This is a genomic window from Bacillus sp. NPDC057893 (assembly GCF_042796455.1).
GTDB lineage: Bacteria > Bacillota > Bacilli > Bacillales > Bacillaceae_G > Bacillus_A.
Genome location: NZ_JBHVNG010000003.1, coordinates 166,143 through 185,320, shown reverse-complemented (window position 1 = coordinate 185,320; position 19,178 = coordinate 166,143). Strand labels below are relative to the sequence as shown.

Genomic DNA, 19,178 nt, shown 5'->3' with positions numbered 1-19,178 from the left:
CAAATATAAGGTGCCAGCATATGGCACCTATAGGGAGAATTTATGAAAAAAGTTGAACGTTTAAATCAGATGCTACGTTTTATTAATCAAAAACAAATATTCACATTGAAAGATTTAATGGATGAATTTCAAATTTCAAAAAGGACAGCTTTACGTGATATTACATCATTAGAGGAAATGGGTGTCCCTCTTTTTGCAGAGTATGGTCGGTATGGAGGTTATCGTTTAATCAAAACGATGACATTACCACCGATTTCATTTACAAATCATGAAGTTTTTGCACTTTATTTTGCAATGCAAGCACTAAGTAGTTTTGTAAGTATTCCCTTTCAAATCTCGTTTCGTTCCATTAATAAGAAATTTTTAGATAGTGTTTCGTCAAAACAACGTGAGCAAATTGAAAACTTGCAAAAAAGAGTGTCCTTTTTTCATTTGGAACAAGCACATGAATGTGGTTATCTAGAAGAGATTTTGTTAGCTGCTGTTCAAAATAGGGCTTTAACTATAAACTATGTAACGCCGAAACAAACGACAATGCGCCGTATTCAGCCGATTTCGATTTATGCAATGAAAGGTTATTGGTATTGCCAGGCTTACGATTTAGATAAATCGGCTTATCGAGTGTTTCGCTGTGATCGTATTAGGTCGTTAGAAATGGTAGGTGCTCAGGATAGTCTGGATTTGGAAAACATAAATATACATAACGCACATAGTCTTTGGAAGGCAACTGAACAAGCTATTCAATTTAAATGCTCAATTACTGCGAGGGGGATAGAGATATTCAAGCAACAACAATATCCTTCGATGAAATTATGGGAAGAACACGAAGATACATACTTAATAGGAACTTATGAGCCTGCTGAAATCAACTTTATCATCTCGTATTTAGCTAGTTTTGGTAAAACTATAAAAATAATTGAGCCATCTTCTTTAAAAGAGAACTTGAAAGAACACTACTTAGATTTAATACAAAATTTGTAATGTGAATTTGAAATATTAGTTTGTTGGAACAAATTAAATGAAAAATTTTTCTGAATCTACGGCTCGAGATTTGGACGATTGTTGTCATAGTTATAAGACAAGTGTTACAATTATCATTAGGTTTATACATTTTAGTTTTTTTAATTAGGAGAAAAATTGGCATAACATAAATTTGATTTTTATAACGACTGATTGTAAAGAGAAAAAGAAAGCAATCGGAAGTTTTATTTTAATAAAAGAGGAGCGTATTTCCTATGATCGGTATTTTAAAAAAGGTATTTGATGTCAACCAACGCCAAATTAAACGTATGCAGAAGACAGTGGAGCAAATTGATGCATTAGAATCATCTATTAAGCCGCTAACTGATGAACAATTAAAAGGAAAGACGATTGAATTTAAAGAACGTCTGACAAAAGGTGAGACAGTAGATGATCTACTTCCTGAAGCTTTTGCTGTTGTTCGTGAAGCAGCAAATCGTGTTCTTGGAATGCGTCCATATGGCGTACAGCTAATGGGTGGTATCGCCTTACATGAAGGAAATATCTCTGAGATGAAAACAGGTGAAGGTAAAACGTTAACATCTACTTTACCTGTATATTTAAACGCATTAACAGGAAAAGGTGTTCACGTTGTTACAGTCAATGAATACTTAGCACAACGTGATGCAAGTGAAATGGGACAACTTCATGAGTTCCTTGGCCTAACTGTAGGGATTAACTTAAATAGTATGTCACGTGAAGAGAAACAAGCTGCTTATGCTGCTGATATTACGTATAGCACAAATAACGAGCTTGGATTCGATTACTTACGTGACAACATGGTGTTATATAGAGAGCAGTGCGTTCAGCGTCCACTTAATTTTGCTATCATCGATGAAGTCGATTCCATTTTAGTCGATGAAGCACGTACGCCGCTTATTATTTCTGGACAAGCTCAAAAATCAACAGAGCTATACATGTTTGCAAATGCATTCGTTCGTACATTAGAAAATGAAAAAGAATATTCATTTGATGTGAAAACGAAAAATGTAATGTTAACTGAAGATGGTATCACGAAAGCAGAGAAAGCTTTCCATATTGAAAACTTATTTGATTTAAAACATGTAGCACTTCTTCACCATATTAATCAGGGGCTTCGTGCACACGTTGTTATGCACCTTGATACAGATTATGTCGTACAAGAAGGCGAAATCGTAATCGTAGACCAATTCACTGGTCGTCTTATGAAAGGTCGTCGTTATAGCGAAGGTTTACACCAAGCTATTGAAGCAAAAGAAGGCGTAGAAATTCAAAATGAAAGTATGACGCTTGCAACAATTACGTTCCAGAACTACTTCCGTATGTACGAAAAATTATCTGGTATGACTGGTACAGCGAAAACGGAAGAAGAAGAATTCCGTAGTATTTACAATATGAATGTTATCGTAATTCCAACGAATAAAGATATTATTCGTGATGACCGTGCTGATTTAATCTTCAAATCAATGGAAGGTAAATTCAATGCAGTTGTTGAGGATATTGTAACTCGTCATAAACAAGGGCAACCTATTCTTGTTGGTACAGTTGCAATTGAAACATCAGAGCTTATTTCAAAAATGTTAACACGTAAAGGTGTACGTCATAATATCTTAAACGCAAAAAACCATGCGCGTGAAGCAGATATCATTGCAGAAGCTGGTATGAAAGGCGCTGTAACAATTGCGACGAATATGGCTGGTCGTGGTACGGATATTAAGTTAGGCGACGATATTAGAAACGTTGGCCTAGCAGTTATCGGTACAGAGCGTCACGAAAGTCGTCGTATTGATAATCAGTTACGTGGTCGTTCTGGTCGTCAAGGGGACCCTGGTGTAACACAGTTCTACTTATCAATGGAAGATGAACTAATGCGCCGCTTCGGTTCTGACAATATGAAAGCGATGATGGATCGCCTTGGTATGGATGATTCACAACCAATCGAAAGTAAAATGGTTTCTCGTGCGGTAGAATCTGCACAAAAACGTGTGGAAGGAAATAACTATGATGCACGTAAGCAGCTATTGCAATACGACGATGTACTTCGTCAACAACGTGAAGTAATTTATAAACAGCGTCAAGAAGTAATGGATTCAGAGAACTTACGCAGTATTATTGAAGGTATGATGAAATCTACGATAGAACGTGCTGTTGCACTTCATACGCAAGAAGAAATCGAAGAAGATTGGAACATTAAAGGTCTTGTCGATTACTTAAATACAAACCTTCTTGAAGAAGGAGATGTAAAAGAAGAAGAGTTACGTCGCCTTGCTCCAGAAGAAATGAGCGAATCAATTATCGCGAAATTAGTAGAGCGTTATAACGAAAGAGAGAAACTTCTACCTGAAGAGCAGACGCGTGAATTCGAAAAGGTTGTTGTATTCCGTGTTGTAGATACGAAATGGACAGATCATATCGATGCAATGGATCATCTTCGTGAAGGTATTCATTTACGTGCTTACGGACAAATCGATCCACTTCGTGAATACCAAATGGAAGGATTCGCAATGTTCGAGTCGATGATCGCTTCTATTGAAGAGGAAATCTCTCGTTACATTATGAAAGCTGAAATTGAGCAAAACTTAGAGCGTCAAGAAGTTGTTCAAGGTGAAGCTGTTCATCCATCAAGCGATGGCGAGGACGCGAAGAAAAAACCGGTTGTAAAAGGTGACCAAATGGGACGCAACGATTTATGTAAATGCGGTAGTGGCAAGAAATATAAAAACTGTTGTGGCATTGGGCAGTAATAGGGAACTGTAGTTCAGGCTGCTTTGCAAACTTTTACATCAAAAATGTATAATGAAAAGGTTTAAACTCTCTCCGTAATAAGCGGAGAGAGTTTCCCTTGTTTTCATATGAAAGTAACAGCAATTACATAGAGGTGAAGGAAATGGAATTAGTAGAAATTAGGCAAGAATTAGAAAAAATGGCTAAGAGATTAGCGGCTTTTAGGGGGTCTCTTTGACCTTCCTACTAAGGAAAAACAAATTGCAGAATTAGAAGAAACGATGATGGGCGCAGGATTTTGGGATGACCAACAAGGCGCACAAACTGTAATTAATGAAGCGAATGCGCTGAAAGATATGGTTGGAAGGTTCCGTCAGTTAGATGAGACGTTCGAAAACTTAGAAATGACGCATGACTTACTTAAAGAAGAGTATGATGAAGATTTACATGAGGAACTAGAATCTGAAGTGAAAACTTTAATTCAAGAAATGAATGAGTACGAGTTGCAGTTACTATTAAGCGATCCTTATGATAAAAATAACGCTATTTTAGAATTACACCCAGGTGCAGGTGGAACAGAGTCACAAGACTGGGGTTCTATGTTATTACGTATGTACACGCGCTGGGCTGAAAAACGTAGGTTTAAAGTAGAAACGGTTGACTACTTACCGGGCGATGAAGCTGGTATTAAGAGTGTTACATTATTAATTAAAGGTCATAACGCTTATGGTTACTTGAAAGCGGAGAAAGGTGTACATCGTCTTGTACGTATTTCACCGTTCGATTCTTCAGGTCGTCGTCATACATCGTTCGTATCTTGTGAAGTTGTACCTGAATTCAATGATGAAGTTGAAATTGAAGTGCGTACAGAAGATTTGAAAATAGATACGTATCGTGCAAGTGGTGCAGGCGGACAGCACGTTAATACGACAGATTCAGCAGTTCGTATAACTCATCTACCAACAAACACGGTTGTAACATGTCAGTCAGAGCGTTCTCAAATTAAAAACCGTGAGCATGCGATGAAAATGCTAAAAGCGAAATTATATCAAAAGAAATTAGAAGAACAACAAGCACAATTAGATGAGATTCGCGGAGAGCAAAAAGAAATTGGGTGGGGAAGCCAAATCCGTTCTTACGTATTCCACCCGTATTCTCTTGTGAAAGACCATCGTACAAATACAGAAGTTGGTAACGTACAAGCAGTTATGGATGGAGAAATTAATCCGTTTATTGATGCATATTTACGTTCTCGTATTTAATAAGAGAAAAAGCCAACAGAATTGTTGGCACATGTTGAGGTCCAAGAGGATATAAAGAGGCTTATCTTATTTATATTGATGAAATAAAGAGGAAGAGAAGTTGGAGGCGACAACTTCTCTTTTTGATGAGATTATATGTAGCATATAATGCCGTATATTGTTTTGTAAAAAGTAGAAAATAGTAAAACAGAGCGGTAATGGAGCAGAACTTTATATGGGATTTTTCTGATTTTGTTTGGAAAAAGAGGTTCTTTATAGAACTTTCTAAGGTGTTCACAGAATTGAAACAATTTGTGAAAGCTTTATTTCATTAGGCTTTTCACTATATTTGTGAAAGTTATGAAATATACCTTGGTTTTTCTATATAAAGATAATGCTTATAATGAATATTGAATGTGTTGTGAAGATTATTGTCTAGTTATGAATGAAAAGAATATCAACAATGGGGAGCGATAGAAGTGAAAAAGAAATTGTTGGCTATTGCGCTGGGGACATCAGTCATTTTTGCTTTAGGAGCATGTGGAAATAAAGAAGAGAGTAAGTCTTCGAATCAGTCTGCAAGTACAGATAGTGCAGAACAAATTTTCCAAAGAAGTTGTGCTGGTTGTCACGCGAAAGATTTAGCAGGAGCAACTGGACCTGATTTAAGAAAAGTAGGCAGTAAGTATGACGCTGCAGATATCGAAGAAATTATTAAAAAAGGTCGCGGCTCAATGTCACCTGGACTTATTCAAGGTGAAGACGCAAAAAAAGTAGCTGAATGGTTAGCGGAGCATAAATAAGAAACGTAATTAATAAACGAGCTGATTGTATAACTTGACCGAAAAGTGCTTCGAGTTAAGTAATTACATGAGCTCGTTTATCTTTTTTTAGGATGTAACATAACTGTAACAAAACTGTATCCGAATTGGAAACCGATTGATGTTACAATGGGGTTTGTAGAATTTTGATGAAATATATTACATAGAGTAGCGTTGCTAATAAAAAGCATGTATGGAAGCTACCTTCAACAAGAATGGTCGAGCGAAAATAGAGGTTTTTCTTTTATTTTCAAATGTACAGAAAAGTATTTCGAAAAAAATCATTAAGTATTGGGTGATAAATAATGATAAAAATGACGAATGTTTATAAGGAGTACCCAAATGGTATGAAAGCCATTGCTGGTCTCACAGTTAACATTAAACAAGGTGAATTCGTATACGTAGTTGGACCGAGTGGAGCCGGAAAATCTACATTTATTAAAATGATGTATCGTGAAGAGAAGCCATCTACAGGATCAATTAATGTAAATGGACTTGTAATTGAAACATTAGCAGAAAGAGATGTTCCATATTTCCGTCGTCAATTAGGCGTAATTTTCCAAGATTTTAAATTGCTACCTAAATTAACGGTATATGAGAATGTAGCGTTTGCTTTAGAAGTAATTGAAGAAGAACCAGATGCGATTCGTGAACGTGTTACAGAAGTGTTAGGTCTTGTAGGTCTAGATGATCGTGCAGATGCACTTCCAAGCGAACTTTCAGGCGGAGAGCAACAACGTGTGGCGATTGCAAGAGCGATTGTAAATAGACCAAAGGTTGTAATTGCTGATGAGCCAACAGGTAACTTAGATATTGAAACAGCGCTTGATATTATGAGCATTTTTAAACGTATTAATGAGCGTGGTACAACGATTGTTATGGCGACACATAACGCAGATATCGTAAATACAATTCGTCATCGTGTAATTGCAATTGAAGGCGGAAGAATTGTTCGAGACGAGATTGAGGGAGGATACGGATATGAAGGCTAAAACCCTTAGTCGACATTTGCGAGAAGGTGTGAAAAATCTATCCCGTAACGGATGGATGACATTTGCTTCTGTAAGTGCAGTAACAGTTACGTTATTACTTGTAGGTGTCTTTTTGGCAGCGATTATGAATATGAACCATTTTGCGACGAAAGTAGAGCAAGATGTAGAAATTCGTGTGCATATTGATCCGGCAGCAAAAGAAGCTGATCAAAAGAAATTAGAAGAAGATATGAGTAAAATTGCGAAAGTAGATTCTATTAAATATTCTTCTAAAGAAGAAGAGTTGAAACGTTTAATTAAAAGCTTAGGCGATAGTGGAAAAACGTTCGAGTTATTTGAGCAAGATAATCCACTGAAAGATGTATTTGTTGTAAAGGCGAAAGAACCAACAGATACAGCGGCGATTGCGAAAAAGATTGAGAAAATGCAGTTTGTAAGTAATGTTCAATACGGTAAAGGTCAAGTTGAAAAATTATTTGATACTGTAAAAACTGGTCGTAACATCGGGATTGCGTTAATTGCTGGTCTTCTATTCACAGCGATGTTCTTAATCTCTAACACAATTAAAATTACAATTTATGCTCGTAGTACTGAGATTGAAATTATGAAACTTGTTGGTGCAACAAACTGGTTTATTCGTTGGCCGTTCTTGTTAGAGGGATTATTCCTAGGAGTATTAGGATCAATTATTCCAATTGGCCTAATTTTAGTTATATATAATTCATTGCAAGGTGTGTTTAATGAAAAACTTGGCGGAACAATTTTCGAGCTTCTACCATACAACCCATTCGTATTCCAATTAGCTGGTTTATTAGTGTTAATCGGTGCATTAATCGGTATGTGGGGAAGTGTAATGTCAATTCGTCGCTTCTTAAAAGTATAAAAAGTTGCAAACATAATTCGTACAAGCTTATCATATAGTAGAAATAGGTAAAGGCATCACACATCGTGTGATGCCTTTTGCTACACCACCTGTGTGTTCTGGAAAGGGGAATTCCGCATTGAAACGTAGAGTTGCAATTATTGGAATGGCTGTTGCATTTTTAATTGGTGCTGGCGGGATGTTTGGTGGTATGTACTGGTTTGGGATAAACCCAGCGTATGTAACGCAAACAGTATCGAATGGTAATGCTGGCATAGCGCAAGGGAATTTGGCAAAGATTAATGAGGCGTATGCACTAATTGATTCACGTTATGTGGAAGACGTGAAAGACGACAAGTTAGTCGAAGGTGCGATACAAGGAATGTTGTCTACGCTGAAGGACCCTTATTCCACGTATATGGATAAAGAAACGGCAAAACAGTTTAGTCAGTCACTAGATCCTGAACTTGAAGGGATTGGAGCTGAAGTAAACAAGACGGACGGTAAGCTTATTATCGTATCGCCAATTAAAGGTTCACCAGCAGAAAAAATAGGAATTAAACCGAATGACCAAATTTTATCTGTAGATGGAAATAGTGTGAAAGATTTATCACGTGAAGAAGCAGTATTAAAAATTCGTGGTAAAAAAGGAACGACTGTTGCAATTGAAATTAAGCGCGCAGGAGTGGCTGATCCGATAGAATTTAAAATTAAGCGTGAAAAGATTCCGATTTTCACTGTATTTAGTTCAGTAAAGCAAGAGAGCGGAAAAGACATCGGTTATATGCAAATTACTTCTTTCGCTGAAAATACTGCGAAAGAATTTAAGGATCAGTTAAAAGAGTTAGAGAAGAAACATATAGCAGGCTTAGTTATTGACGTACGTGGCAATCCTGGTGGCTATTTAAATAGTGTAGAAGACATACTAGGAGACATCATGACAGATAAAAAGCCAATGCTACAAGTAGAACAGCGAAATGGTGAGAAGAAGAAATTCTCTACGGAACTGAAAGAAAGAAAGTCATATCCAATTTCAGTATTAATTGATAATGGAAGTGCTTCTGCTTCAGAGATTTTAGCGGGTGCGCTAAAAGAGGGAGAAGGATACGATTTAATTGGTGAAAAAACGTTTGGTAAAGGTACTGTCCAACAAGCTGTTCCATTTAAAGATGGTAGCAATATTAAATTAACAATGTTTAAATGGTTAACACCAGATGGCAATTGGATTCATAAAAAAGGAATCGCGCCAACTGTAGAAGTGAAGCAACCAGCTTATTATCATGCGACACCAATTCAAATTGAAAAGACACTTTCATACAATTCAAATGATGTACAAGTAAAACATGCGCAAGAAATGCTTAAGAGCTTAGGATATGTACCAGGACGTGAAGATGGATACTTTAGCAAAGAGACAGAATCAGCACTAAAAGCATTCCAAAATGCGAATGAGATGGAAGCAACAGGACAACTCGATAAAAAGACAGCTGAAGCGCTTCAAACTAAAATTATTGAAAAAATCCGTTCTGGAGAAAATGATTTACAATTACAGACGGCATTGAAATTAATAGCGAAATAAGAAAGAATACAGGCACTTTGATGCCTGTATTTTTTATGTGTTAAACAAACATTTCTTTAGTTATGATAAGATAAAAAGAAAAAATGATATAAATGGTGGTGAATGAATTCGTGGAGGCATGGCTTTTTGAAATACTACGAGCAGTTGGACGTTTTTTCTTACACCCTGCTGTCTATGTATTTTTAATTAGTAGTATCTTCGTTGGATACTTACGTATATTACGAGAACGAAAAGATTTTTCTTTTAAAGTATATGATATTTGGTTTGAACTACGAACAACTCTATTTGCAGGTATTGGGTACGGATTAATCGTATCTATTATTACGATTGGACTCGGGCTTGTTGTTTCAAAAGCGAGTTTATGGGCAATTTTACTTTGGACGTTATTATTTGGATTAACTGCTATGTATCGATATTTATCTGTAGCTTATACTTTCGGAATCGCTATTGCACTCGTGTTGTTATCGTCTAAGATGCCAGTTTCCTTCTTACAGCTTGGAGAAGGTGAAGAGGATACGATTGTATCCCTTGCTATTTTACTAGGCGTTATGCTCGTTGTAGAGGGGTTATTAATCTCTAAAAATGCAGTGCGATATTCTACGCCGAAAATTAAAAAGGGTAAGCGTGGTTTGAGAATTGGACTACATGAATCAAATCGTTTATGGCTTGTGCCAGTATTTATTCTTATACCAGGAGACGCGGTGACAGGATTTATTTCTTGGTGGCCTGTCGTTTCAATAGGTTCGACTACATATTCTTTATTCCTTGTTCCATTTTTAATTGGATTTATGAGAAAGATTAGAAGTTATGAGCCGACGGAAGCTTTATTATTTACAGGAAGACGTGTTTATGGATTAGCAGGACTCGTACTCGTTTTAGGTGTCGCAAGTTACTGGTGGCACGTACTCGCAATTATCGCGATGGGAGTCGCAATGCTTGGGCGCTTTACAATCTCGATGCAAGAGAAAATTGCAGACGAGAAAAGACCAGCATACTTTGCCGCACGTAATGATGGACTTGTTGTGTTAGATACAATTCCGAATACAATTGGGGCGGAAATGAATTTAAAGCCTGGAGAAGTTATTACGAAAGTAAATGGAATCATTCCAAGAAGTACCGAAGAGTTTTATGACGCGCTTCAAACGAAGACGACAGGAGCATTTTGTAAATTAGAAGTAGTAGATACAAATGGTGAGCTTCGTCTTGCTCAAACAGCATTATACGCCGGAGGACATCATGAATTAGGCGTTGTGTTTGTCCAGCAAGAGCATGAGTGGGATTCGGAAGCGATGTAAAATAAAATGGAAACCTTCATCAAACACAGATGAAGGTTTTTTTAGTTTCATAGACGGATAACTTGAATAATTATTTGATAATGGTTATCATTTAGGGAGTCTTTTAATTTGGAAAAGGGAGGAAAAATATGCTACGTAAATTTTTTTCTTACTATAAACCGTACAAAGGTTTATTTATACTCGACTTTTCTTGCGCGGTTATCGCAGGATTACTGGAACTTGGCTTCCCGCTTATCGTAAATCAATTTATTGATAAGTTATTGCCAGGGCAAAACTGGACGCTTATTTTATGGGCTTGTTTCGGTTTGTTCGTAGTTTATGTGTTAAATGCAGGTTTGCAATACGTTGTTACATATTGGGGACATATGCTTGGTATTAACATTGAAACTGATATGAGACAGAAATTATTTGATCACATTCAAAAGCTATCATTCAGATTTTTTGATAATAATAAAACAGGTCATTTAATTTCACGTCTTACAAACGATTTAATGGAAATTGGGGAAATTGCTCACCATGGACCAGAAGATTTATTCATTGCCATTATGACTTTAGTCGGAGCATTTTCATTTATGATGATGATTAACTGGAAGTTAGCACTTCTAACATTCTTCGTAATTCCATTCTTATTATGGTTGGCACTTTACTTCAATAAAAAAATGACAGGTACGTTTAGACGTTTATTCTCAGACGTTGCTGATTTCAATGCATGTATCGAGAACAATGTTGGTGGTATCCGCGTTGTACAAGCATTCGGAAATGAAAAGTTTGAGAAAGAGCAATTTGCTGTAAACAATGCTCGTTTCCGTACAACAAAATTAATGGCGTATAAAATTATGGCGTTAAATTCATCGATTAGTTATATGCTCATGCGCCTTGTAACACTCTTTGTATTAATATGTGGTACATGGTTCGTACTGCAAGGTGAATTAACGTACGGTGGATTTATTGGATTCGTTTTATTAACGAATATTTTCTTCCGCCCAATTGAAAAAATTAATGCAGTTATTGAAAGTTATCCGAAAGGAATCGCTGGTTTTAAAAGATATGTAGAACTTTTGGAAACAGAGCCGGATATTGTAGATTCTAAAGATGCAATCGAAGTTAAACATGTACACGGCGATATTCAATACAATAACATCACGTTCGGATATGAAAATAAAGAGCCGATTTTAAAAGATATTAATTTGAAAATACATGCAGGTGAAACAGTTGCTTTCGTTGGGCCATCAGGGGCAGGGAAAACAACACTATGTAGTTTATTACCGCGTTTTTATGAACACTCATCCGGATCGATTCAAATTGATGGCATTGACACGAAAGAGATGACGTTATCGTCACTTCGTAAGCAAATCGGAATTGTGCAGCAAGATGTTTTCTTATTCTCAGGAACAATTCGTGAAAATATCGCTTACGGAAACTTAAAAGCTTCAGAAGCTGAAATTTGGCAGGCGGTAAAACGTGCCCAGTTGGAGGACTTAATTTACTCGCAACCAGACGGTTTAGAGACAGTTATTGGTGAGCGTGGTGTGAAACTTTCAGGAGGACAAAAGCAGCGTTTAGCAATTGCCCGTATGTTCTTGAAGAACCCGCCAATTTTAATTTTAGATGAAGCAACTTCTGCGCTAGACACAGAGACAGAACTTGCTATCCAAAAATCACTTGCTGAACTATCTGTCGGCCGTACAACATTAGTTATCGCTCACAGGCTTGCAACTATTAAAAATGCAGATCGTATCGTCGTTGTAAATAAAGAAGGTATTGCAGAACAAGGTTCACATGAGGAACTAATTGAGCAAGGCGGAGGATATAGCAGGTTATATGAAGCGCAGTTTAGTTCCTAAATATAATTTCTGCTGAATTAGTGCACCATAAGTGGGTAGAAATCTCATATGGGAGGCTCTAAAGTATGATTGTAACAACAACGTCTACAATTCAAGGAAGAGAAATTATTGAGTATATCGATATCGTGAATGGAGAAGCGATTATGGGTGCGAATATCGTTCGTGACCTTTTTGCCTCTGTCCGTGACGTTGTCGGCGGTCGTGCAGGTGCTTATGAAAGCAAATTAAAAGAAGCGCGCGACATTGCAATGGAAGAGATGAAAACTCTCGCAAGACAAAAAAATGCGAATGCCATCGTTGGTATCGACGTGGATTACGAAGTCGTTCGCGAAGGGATGCTAATGGTTGCGGTGAGCGGGACTGCTGTCCGTATATAAAGTGAAACTTTAATCAGTGGGGGGCATACCCACTGATTATTAGCCTTCACCAATCGAGCATTTACTGCCCACAAATAGCAAGATAAAGTGAAAAGCCGTGCTGGTGCACGGCTTTTTGTTATTGTGGTGTCTAATATTATCTTTATGTCGAAGCCGCGATATTTCTTGGGAAATGTGGAAGGTCCCGTCGATATATAGGGAAGACATTAGAGCGCTTCTTTACACCGCTGAATTTGAACTAATAATTTTTCATATTCTTGTTCAAGAAATGTGATGTCATCGTGATGATTGGGTATAGAAATCCGGCTGATGACTTCTGTTAATTTTGTTTGTAATCGCAATAATTCTTGTTCAGTAACGTTTATGGAAGCTTGGGTGGTTCTTTTGATGTATTGCTCGTAATTGCCATGGAATATTCGTGGTTCGCTCTCATCTACTTGTAGAATATGGTCTGCAACAGAACGAATAAAGGCACGGTCATGGCTAATGAAAAGTATAGTGCCAGGATACTCTTGTAACATGCTTTCTAATTCTTCTTGCGTTGCCAAGTCTAAATAGTTTGTCGGTTCGTCGAGCAGAAGCATATTATAGTTTCCTAAAAATACTTTTGCGAGTGCAACCTTCATGCGTTCTCCACCACTTAAGACGTGCACAGGTTTATGAACATCTTCACGGCGGAATAGGAGCCTTGCAAGTATTGTTCGAACGAACGATTCTGTATAGTTTGTTTCTTCTAGAACGTTTTCTAAAATTGTTTTATCTGTTTTTAAAATAGATAATGTTTGTTCAAAGTATCCAATTTTACAACTTTTCGAAAGCTGAATGCCACGCTCGTTCGCGAGAAGCATTTTGAACAAAGTTGTTTTCCCGCTTCCGTTTGCCCCTAAAATAGCAAGCTTTGCCCCAGGGACAATTGTTCCATTCATATTTTTAAATAGTGTGCGATCCCCTATTTTCTTCGTTGTTTTATTAAACTGAACAACTGCTTTACTATGAATTGGTGTGTGGTATTGTACGTCAAACTGAGCTTGAGAAAAGTCCTTCGGTTTTTCTTTCTGTTCCAACTTTTCAAGGCGTGTTTCTAGTGCTTTCGCTACTTTGCTAACATTTTCTTGCCCATGAGCCCCGCTGCACTTATAAAGTTTAGATTCAGATGAACTGAACCGTGTTGGGATTTTTGTCATGCTAGAAGCACGTTGCTTTCTTTGTGAAATTGACTGTTCTAACCGATTTTTTTCTTGTATATATTGATCATATTCTGCTTGCTTTTGTATTCGCTCACGTTCTTTTTGCTTTCGATAGTTTGAATAATTACCTTTATATTCTTGAATAGTACCGTCTTTAACTTCAATGATTTTTGTACATATGGCATCTAAAAAATCACGATCATGCGATATTAAAACAAGTGCACCGTTATAAGATAAAAGTGCCTTTTCTAATTGCTCTGTACCAAACATATCTAAGTGACTTGTTGGCTCATCAGCAAATAGAATGCCTGCATCTTGTTCGAGGGCATGGGCGATCTTTAGGCGCATTCGTTCACCGCCGCTCATTGAATTTGCGACGTTTGAAATATTCCATTTGCCTTTAGCGAGGGAAGAAGCGGTTTCCGGTATCCCCTCGCTAAGCTGTGGGATGATGGCGATAGAACTATGATGAGTTACTGTGCCTTTGTCAGCTTCTATTTCTTTACTTAATATTTGTAATAACGTAGATTTTCCAGCTCCGTTGGCTCCGACAATTCCTATACGATCGTTTGCTTGAATTTCTAGTGATGGTAACGTAAATATGGTGCGATCACCAAAGCTCTTTTCGATATTACGTGCGATTAAAATAGTCATAAAAAAACCTCCCTAGTTTCACTAGAGAGGATAAACGTCGCCCTTCAATGTAAAAATCGTACATAAATAAACGATTTTTTACATGATCGTCTCGAAAGAAAGTATCGACAAATGGACAGACTAATCCTCTGCTAGTTTTCATCATTTTTGTTCACTATTTGTGATGGATGAAATAAATAAGAGAATTAGAACTTCATTGGTCAAAGTACCTTCCTTTCATAATATTATTTTTATTGTATGCGCATACAAATGGATTTGTCAAACTTATTTCTGTGTGCTATTTTTGAATTTATTATTATACAATTGTGCTTTTGCCAGCGCCTCAGCATCGTTCTTGATTTCATCTAGTCCATTCGCATCCCCAATAATATACCCTCCAAATGATGAACCAACAAAATCAAAGATATATTGAAACTGGGCGATAAGCGGCAATGCTTTCAGTTTTGGACTGTCTCCGCCAACGATGACAACGTACATTTTTTTGCCTTTCATTTTTTCTTTGAAATGAAGAGATTTATCACGCAAGCTTTGTGACCAGCGATCAACGAAGTTCTTCATGTGGCCGCTCATTCCGTACCAGTATAGCGGTGTAGCGAAGATAATCGTGTCGTGCTCTAGCATGCGCTCAATTAATTGTTGATAGTCATCATTTACAGGTTGAAATCCTTCTACATCATGTCGCTGATCTATGATTGGATGGACAATATGATCACGCAAGTAAATTTGTTCTGTTTCAATCCCATCAATCACCATATGTGTTAAAGCTTCCGTATTTCCGTTTTGTCTTGAACTGCCATGTATAACAAACATGTAATCATCCCTTTTCTTTTGCTTGTTTTAGGAGTGAAACGTGTTTTTGTAAATTCGTTTGAATGTTGGAAAGTAATGTGATTTGCTTTGTTACTTCATTGAGTTTATCCTCGTAAAGCGCAAGGATACTGCTGCATGGATTTTCGTATAGATGTGGCTCGATTTCGAGGCAGCGTAGCATTCTTGCGGTCTCTTCTAAATTTAAGCCGAGCTGTAAATACATTTGGATAAGCTCTACTTTTTCAATGGCACTTTTATCGAAATCACGATAGCCGTTTGTGAGGCGATTTGAAGGGAGTAATCCCTTTTCTTCATAATGTCTTAGTGCCCTTTCGCTAACCCCAGTTTCTTTTGATAACTCTCCAATTCGCAATGCGTTTCACTCCTTTTACATGTATTGTAAACCTTCACACTAATGTGAAGGTCAACTTTGTTTTTTCGCAAAAGAATCTACGTGTTTTAAAAAGACTTGAATAGCTTTAGACGGGATAAAATATTTGCCGCGCACGATGGAGAATGGACGGATTAGCTCTTCGTTGGGAACAGGGATGTGGAATATTTCTTGTGCCAACAGTTCTTTTCGAACAGTCCAATCTGACAGGATAGCGATGCCAAGACCGGCTGCAACGGCTTCCTTCACGCTTTGAATACTGCTAAATGTAAAGAAGCGTTTCATTTTTAAATGATGTTGGTGTATAAAGCGATCGCTATAGGCACGTGTGCCAGAGCCGCTCTCCCTTAATACCCAGACTTGGTCTTGCAATGTATTTTCGTTAATCCCCTTGATATGGAGCAATGGATGGTTTGGCGGGACGACGAGCTTCATTTCATCTTGCATAAAAGTTTCAACATCTACGTCAGCGTATACGACTTGGCCTTCCACTAAGCCGATATCAATTTGATTAGAGCGAAGGCTTTGCAAAACTTCTTCTGTATTTGAGATAAATGTATGAACTTCGACGTGTGGATTTTCATTCGCATAGTTAGCGAGTATTTTTGGAAGCAAATATTCACCAATTGTAAAACTAGCACCGATGCGAAGCGTTCCTGTTACGACGTTATGCAGCTCGTTAATTTCTTGTTTTGCATCTTCATAAAGTGAAAGCATTTGCTTTGCATGTATGTATAATATGTTTCCAGCTTCTGTAACTTGGACGTGCTTGGGGGATCTCTGAATAAGTGTAGTCCCAAATTCATTTTCCAAGTTGCGAATGTGCATACTAACGCCGGGTTGTGAAAGGTTTAATAGTTCCGCAGCACGCGAAAAATGTTTTTGTTCAACGACAGTAACAAAGATTTTTAAAATGTCGACGTTCATTTGTTAGGCCCCTTTATTTTTGTTTTCATTTTATCATAAGTATTTCTGATGATAGGGATTAAATATTGATATTAAACTTATTATTAAAACTCTCTTATAATGTAACTAGAAAGAACATGCATGTTCCAATACGATTATTGGGGTGGTACAAAGTGGAACAAACACTTGTTATACAAAAGAAGAAGGGCTTTGGATTTTCACAAGGTATTGGGATTACGTTATTAATCGCAATTGCCGCGAAATATTTAGCAGAGCTTCCATTTTTAAATATTATGGGACAATTAGTAATCGCTATTCTAATCGGGATGGTTTGGCGCGCGGCAATCGGGATTCCTCAAGAAGCGATAGCGGGAACGAACTTTGCGAGTAAGAAATTGCTTCGCTTTGGGATTATCTTACTTGGAATGCGGTTAAATCTTGTTGATATTGCGAAGGCGGGGCCGAAAGTATTGGTCATCGCAGCGGTTGTTATTACATTTACAATTTTCGTTGTATATGGACTAACGAAAGTATTTAAAGTAGAAAAGAAACTAGGAATTTTAACGGCATGCGGAACGGCGATTTGTGGTGCCGCTGCGGTCGTCGCAATTGCACCGCAAGTGAAAGCAAAGGATGAAGAAACGGCAGTTGGGGCAGCGATTATTGCAATTTTAGGTACAATATTTACACTTATTTATACGCTATTATACCCAGTGCTTGGCTTATCTCCATATGGATACGGAGTGTTCTCAGGCGCGACGCTGCACGAAATCGCGCATGTTATCGCTGCTGCGGCGCCAGGAGGTAGCACGGCTGTAGACATCGCGGTTATCGTAAAATTAACGCGCGTTGCGATGCTCGTACCAGTAGCGATTTTAATCGGATTATGGTTTGGCAAGAGTGAGGGAAGTGAAGAAAAACGATCTTGGCGAGACCTTCCGATTCCTTGGTTTATCTTTGGATTTTTAGCAATGAGTGCGGTACATTCGCTTGGGGTTATACCAGAAGTTGTTGCTGGATATATTGTAGTCATTGCGTACATGCTTATTGCAATGGCGATGGCAGGGCTAGGTTTAAATGTAGAGTTTAAAACGTTCCGCAAATTAGGAAGTAGGGCATTCGTCGCAGGGCTGATTGGCTCGGTTTGTCTATCGGTTCTTGGATATATTCTTGTATGGGCATTAGGATTTATGTAGTAGCAAAGAGGCATCTTATAGATGTCTCTTTTTTTACCTTTTTTTGTAAAGATATCTTTACTTGTAACTGGAAAATATTTATAATTAAAGTAAAGATATCTTTACTTTCGAAGGTGGAGCCTATGGGTGTGAAAAATAAAATTAAGGAATTACGAAAACAACATCATATAACGCAAATTGAAATGGCAAAGGCAATGCAAGTGACGCGGCAGACAATCGTGGCGATTGAGAACCACCACTATAACCCAAGTCTAGAGTTATCCCTAAAAATCGCCAAATATTTTGGAATGAAGGTAGAAGAAATATTTACGCTGGAGTAAGGGGAGAGAAAATGAACGATACTAAAAAGTTGTATATCGCTACTGTCTTAGGATTATGTGGAGGGGACGTTTTAGTTCGTATTATGGATCCATCCATACCGATGTTATCGTTAATAGTTAGTAACATTTTAGCAATTCTACTTTTAACAGTGTATACGTATTATAAAAAGCGTAAGTACAAAAAAGAGGAAGTTCCAGATATAGATGAGCGAGTAAATGAAAATATAAAAAGGCATGTGAATGTCTCGCTTATATTCGCATTTGTCCTTCTCATTGTTTACATTGGTGCGAGCAAAGTCGTAGGCAGAGATGTCATACCTACGCCAGAAATATTCACTGTATGTAGTTTCTTATTTGCTGGTAGTCTCGTCATAGGAGTTATGGCGGGGAAACGAGCATAGCGATAGGAGGAATGAAAAATGCAAGATGAATTTGAGAGATTTCAGTCAGATAAAGCGTTTAAATATGTAGGAGTATTTTTAGTAATTGGTTTAGCGATATGGAGTTTATATAATTTAATTGTTGACGGAAATACTGGTATGCCGTTTGTTTTATTTGTAATAGGGCAGTGGGTGTATTTTCTTGTGAACTATTGGCCGAAGTGGAAATATAGAAATAGTAAAGAAGCTGATCGTGTATGAGTATGGCATCGACGAGTGTGTTAGCAACAAGAAATAATAGATAGAAAAAGGGGAACTGGGATGGGATTACCAGTGTTATGTGTCGCTACAGCTATATTTGCGCTTCTTTGGGGAATGCAAAACTTTTCTCGTAATCCAGTGCCGAGTATTTGTATTATGATTGGTACTGTAGGTTTATCATATTATTTATTACTATCAGCGCATTACCATAAAACAGTAACAAGTGTTGTTGTTGGGGCAATTATTTTATCTTGTGGACGTGCTATACAAAAGGGTCTTCTTCCATAAAGGCTGTTTATACAAAAGGTATAAACAGCTTTTTGTATTTTTTTTACAAACTAC

19 protein-coding genes are annotated in these 19,178 nt (G+C 37.5%); 15 read left to right on the top strand and 4 right to left on the bottom strand.

Features of this window, described 5'->3' with window-relative positions; genetic code table 11:
• The first annotated feature begins 42 nt into the window (after nucleotides 1–42).
• The 10 genes from ACFVQC_RS16840 (at nucleotide 43) to ACFVQC_RS16795 (ending at nucleotide 12,731) form a co-directional block, all read left to right on the top strand.
• On the top strand, nucleotides 43–981 hold the full coding sequence (locus ACFVQC_RS16840) for a helix-turn-helix transcriptional regulator (protein WP_377889904.1): 939 nt from the start codon (nucleotides 43–45) through the stop codon (nucleotides 979–981).
• 254 nt (nucleotides 982–1,235) lie between these two features.
• Nucleotides 1,236–3,743 carry a preprotein translocase subunit SecA gene (gene secA, locus ACFVQC_RS16835; protein WP_377889902.1) on the top strand — a complete coding sequence of 836 codons (2,508 nt, stop codon included), beginning with the start codon at nucleotides 1,236–1,238 and terminating at the stop codon, nucleotides 3,741–3,743.
• 143 nt (nucleotides 3,744–3,886) lie between these two features.
• A protein-coding gene (gene prfB / locus ACFVQC_RS16830; RefSeq protein ID WP_098635151.1) for a peptide chain release factor 2 occupies nucleotides 3,887–4,985 on the top strand; the annotation gives its coding sequence in 2 pieces (ribosomal slippage) (nucleotides 3,887–3,958 and nucleotides 3,960–4,985; 1,098 coding nt in all).
• Nucleotides 4,986–5,443: 458 nt separating this feature from the next.
• Nucleotides 5,444–5,767, top strand: a complete 324-nt coding sequence (gene cccB, locus ACFVQC_RS16825) for a cytochrome c551 (RefSeq protein ID WP_377898735.1) — start codon at nucleotides 5,444–5,446, stop codon at nucleotides 5,765–5,767.
• Between the two features lie 323 nt (nucleotides 5,768–6,090).
• Nucleotides 6,091–6,777, top strand: coding sequence for a cell division ATP-binding protein FtsE (gene ftsE / locus ACFVQC_RS16820; RefSeq protein WP_377889899.1), 687 nt, complete (start codon nucleotides 6,091–6,093; stop codon nucleotides 6,775–6,777).
• Nucleotides 6,767–7,660: a permease-like cell division protein FtsX gene (gene ftsX / locus ACFVQC_RS16815; protein ID WP_002112857.1), complete on the top strand. Its 894-nt coding sequence runs from the start codon at nucleotides 6,767–6,769 to the stop codon at nucleotides 7,658–7,660. The genes ftsE and ftsX overlap by 11 nt, the downstream gene beginning before the upstream one ends.
• A 118-nt stretch (nucleotides 7,661–7,778) precedes the next feature.
• Nucleotides 7,779–9,215 carry a S41 family peptidase gene (locus ACFVQC_RS16810; RefSeq protein ID WP_483861779.1) on the top strand — a complete coding sequence of 479 codons (1,437 nt, stop codon included), beginning with the start codon at nucleotides 7,779–7,781 and terminating at the stop codon, nucleotides 9,213–9,215.
• 110 nt (nucleotides 9,216–9,325) lie between these two features.
• Nucleotides 9,326–10,510 carry a PDZ domain-containing protein gene (locus ACFVQC_RS16805; protein ID WP_377898734.1) on the top strand — a complete coding sequence of 395 codons (1,185 nt, stop codon included), beginning with the start codon at nucleotides 9,326–9,328 and terminating at the stop codon, nucleotides 10,508–10,510.
• Nucleotides 10,511–10,638: 128 nt separating this feature from the next.
• Nucleotides 10,639–12,354, top strand: coding sequence for an ABC transporter ATP-binding protein (locus ACFVQC_RS16800; RefSeq protein WP_002144871.1), 1,716 nt, complete (start codon nucleotides 10,639–10,641; stop codon nucleotides 12,352–12,354).
• Nucleotides 12,355–12,419: 65 nt separating this feature from the next.
• On the top strand, nucleotides 12,420–12,731 hold the full coding sequence (locus tag ACFVQC_RS16795; protein WP_219920847.1) for a heavy metal-binding domain-containing protein: 312 nt from the start codon (nucleotides 12,420–12,422) through the stop codon (nucleotides 12,729–12,731).
• Between the two features lie 206 nt (nucleotides 12,732–12,937).
• Here ACFVQC_RS16795 and abc-f read toward each other — a convergent pair whose 3' ends face one another.
• The 4 genes from abc-f to ACFVQC_RS16775 all read right to left on the bottom strand — a co-directional run bounded on the left by abc-f (nucleotide 12,938) and on the right by ACFVQC_RS16775 (nucleotide 16,700).
• On the bottom strand, nucleotides 12,938–14,572 hold the full coding sequence (gene abc-f / locus ACFVQC_RS16790; protein WP_377898733.1) for a ribosomal protection-like ABC-F family protein: 1,635 nt from the start codon (nucleotides 14,570–14,572) through the stop codon (nucleotides 12,938–12,940).
• A gap of 264 nt (nucleotides 14,573–14,836) precedes the next feature.
• Nucleotides 14,837–15,382 carry a flavodoxin family protein gene (locus ACFVQC_RS16785; RefSeq protein WP_377889890.1) on the bottom strand — a complete coding sequence of 182 codons (546 nt, stop codon included), beginning with the start codon at nucleotides 15,380–15,382 and terminating at the stop codon, nucleotides 14,837–14,839.
• A gap of 4 nt (nucleotides 15,383–15,386) precedes the next feature.
• Complete coding sequence (locus ACFVQC_RS16780; protein ID WP_377898732.1) at nucleotides 15,387–15,755, bottom strand: MerR family transcriptional regulator; 369 nt, start codon at nucleotides 15,753–15,755, stop codon at nucleotides 15,387–15,389.
• A 51-nt stretch (nucleotides 15,756–15,806) separates the two neighbouring features.
• Complete coding sequence (locus tag ACFVQC_RS16775; RefSeq protein WP_044738082.1) at nucleotides 15,807–16,700, bottom strand: LysR family transcriptional regulator; 894 nt, start codon at nucleotides 16,698–16,700, stop codon at nucleotides 15,807–15,809.
• A 152-nt stretch (nucleotides 16,701–16,852) separates the two neighbouring features.
• Here ACFVQC_RS16775 and ACFVQC_RS16770 point away from each other — a divergent pair, with 152 nt between their 5' ends.
• The 5 genes from ACFVQC_RS16770 to ACFVQC_RS16750 all read left to right on the top strand — a co-directional run bounded on the left by ACFVQC_RS16770 (nucleotide 16,853) and on the right by ACFVQC_RS16750 (nucleotide 19,124).
• On the top strand, nucleotides 16,853–17,875 hold the full coding sequence (locus tag ACFVQC_RS16770) for a YeiH family protein (RefSeq protein ID WP_377898731.1): 1,023 nt from the start codon (nucleotides 16,853–16,855) through the stop codon (nucleotides 17,873–17,875).
• A gap of 122 nt (nucleotides 17,876–17,997) precedes the next feature.
• Nucleotides 17,998–18,195: a helix-turn-helix transcriptional regulator gene (locus ACFVQC_RS16765; RefSeq protein WP_002016109.1), complete on the top strand. Its 198-nt coding sequence runs from the start codon at nucleotides 17,998–18,000 to the stop codon at nucleotides 18,193–18,195.
• Nucleotides 18,196–18,206: 11 nt separating this feature from the next.
• Nucleotides 18,207–18,596: a hypothetical protein gene (locus tag ACFVQC_RS16760; protein ID WP_377898730.1), complete on the top strand. Its 390-nt coding sequence runs from the start codon at nucleotides 18,207–18,209 to the stop codon at nucleotides 18,594–18,596.
• A gap of 18 nt (nucleotides 18,597–18,614) precedes the next feature.
• Nucleotides 18,615–18,836 (top strand): hypothetical protein, encoded by a 222-nt coding sequence (locus ACFVQC_RS16755; protein WP_377898729.1) that lies wholly within the window; start codon nucleotides 18,615–18,617, stop codon nucleotides 18,834–18,836.
• Nucleotides 18,837–18,896: 60 nt separating this feature from the next.
• Nucleotides 18,897–19,124: a hypothetical protein gene (locus ACFVQC_RS16750; RefSeq protein ID WP_377898728.1), complete on the top strand. Its 228-nt coding sequence runs from the start codon at nucleotides 18,897–18,899 to the stop codon at nucleotides 19,122–19,124.
• Nucleotides 19,125–19,178: the final 54 nt, after the last annotated feature.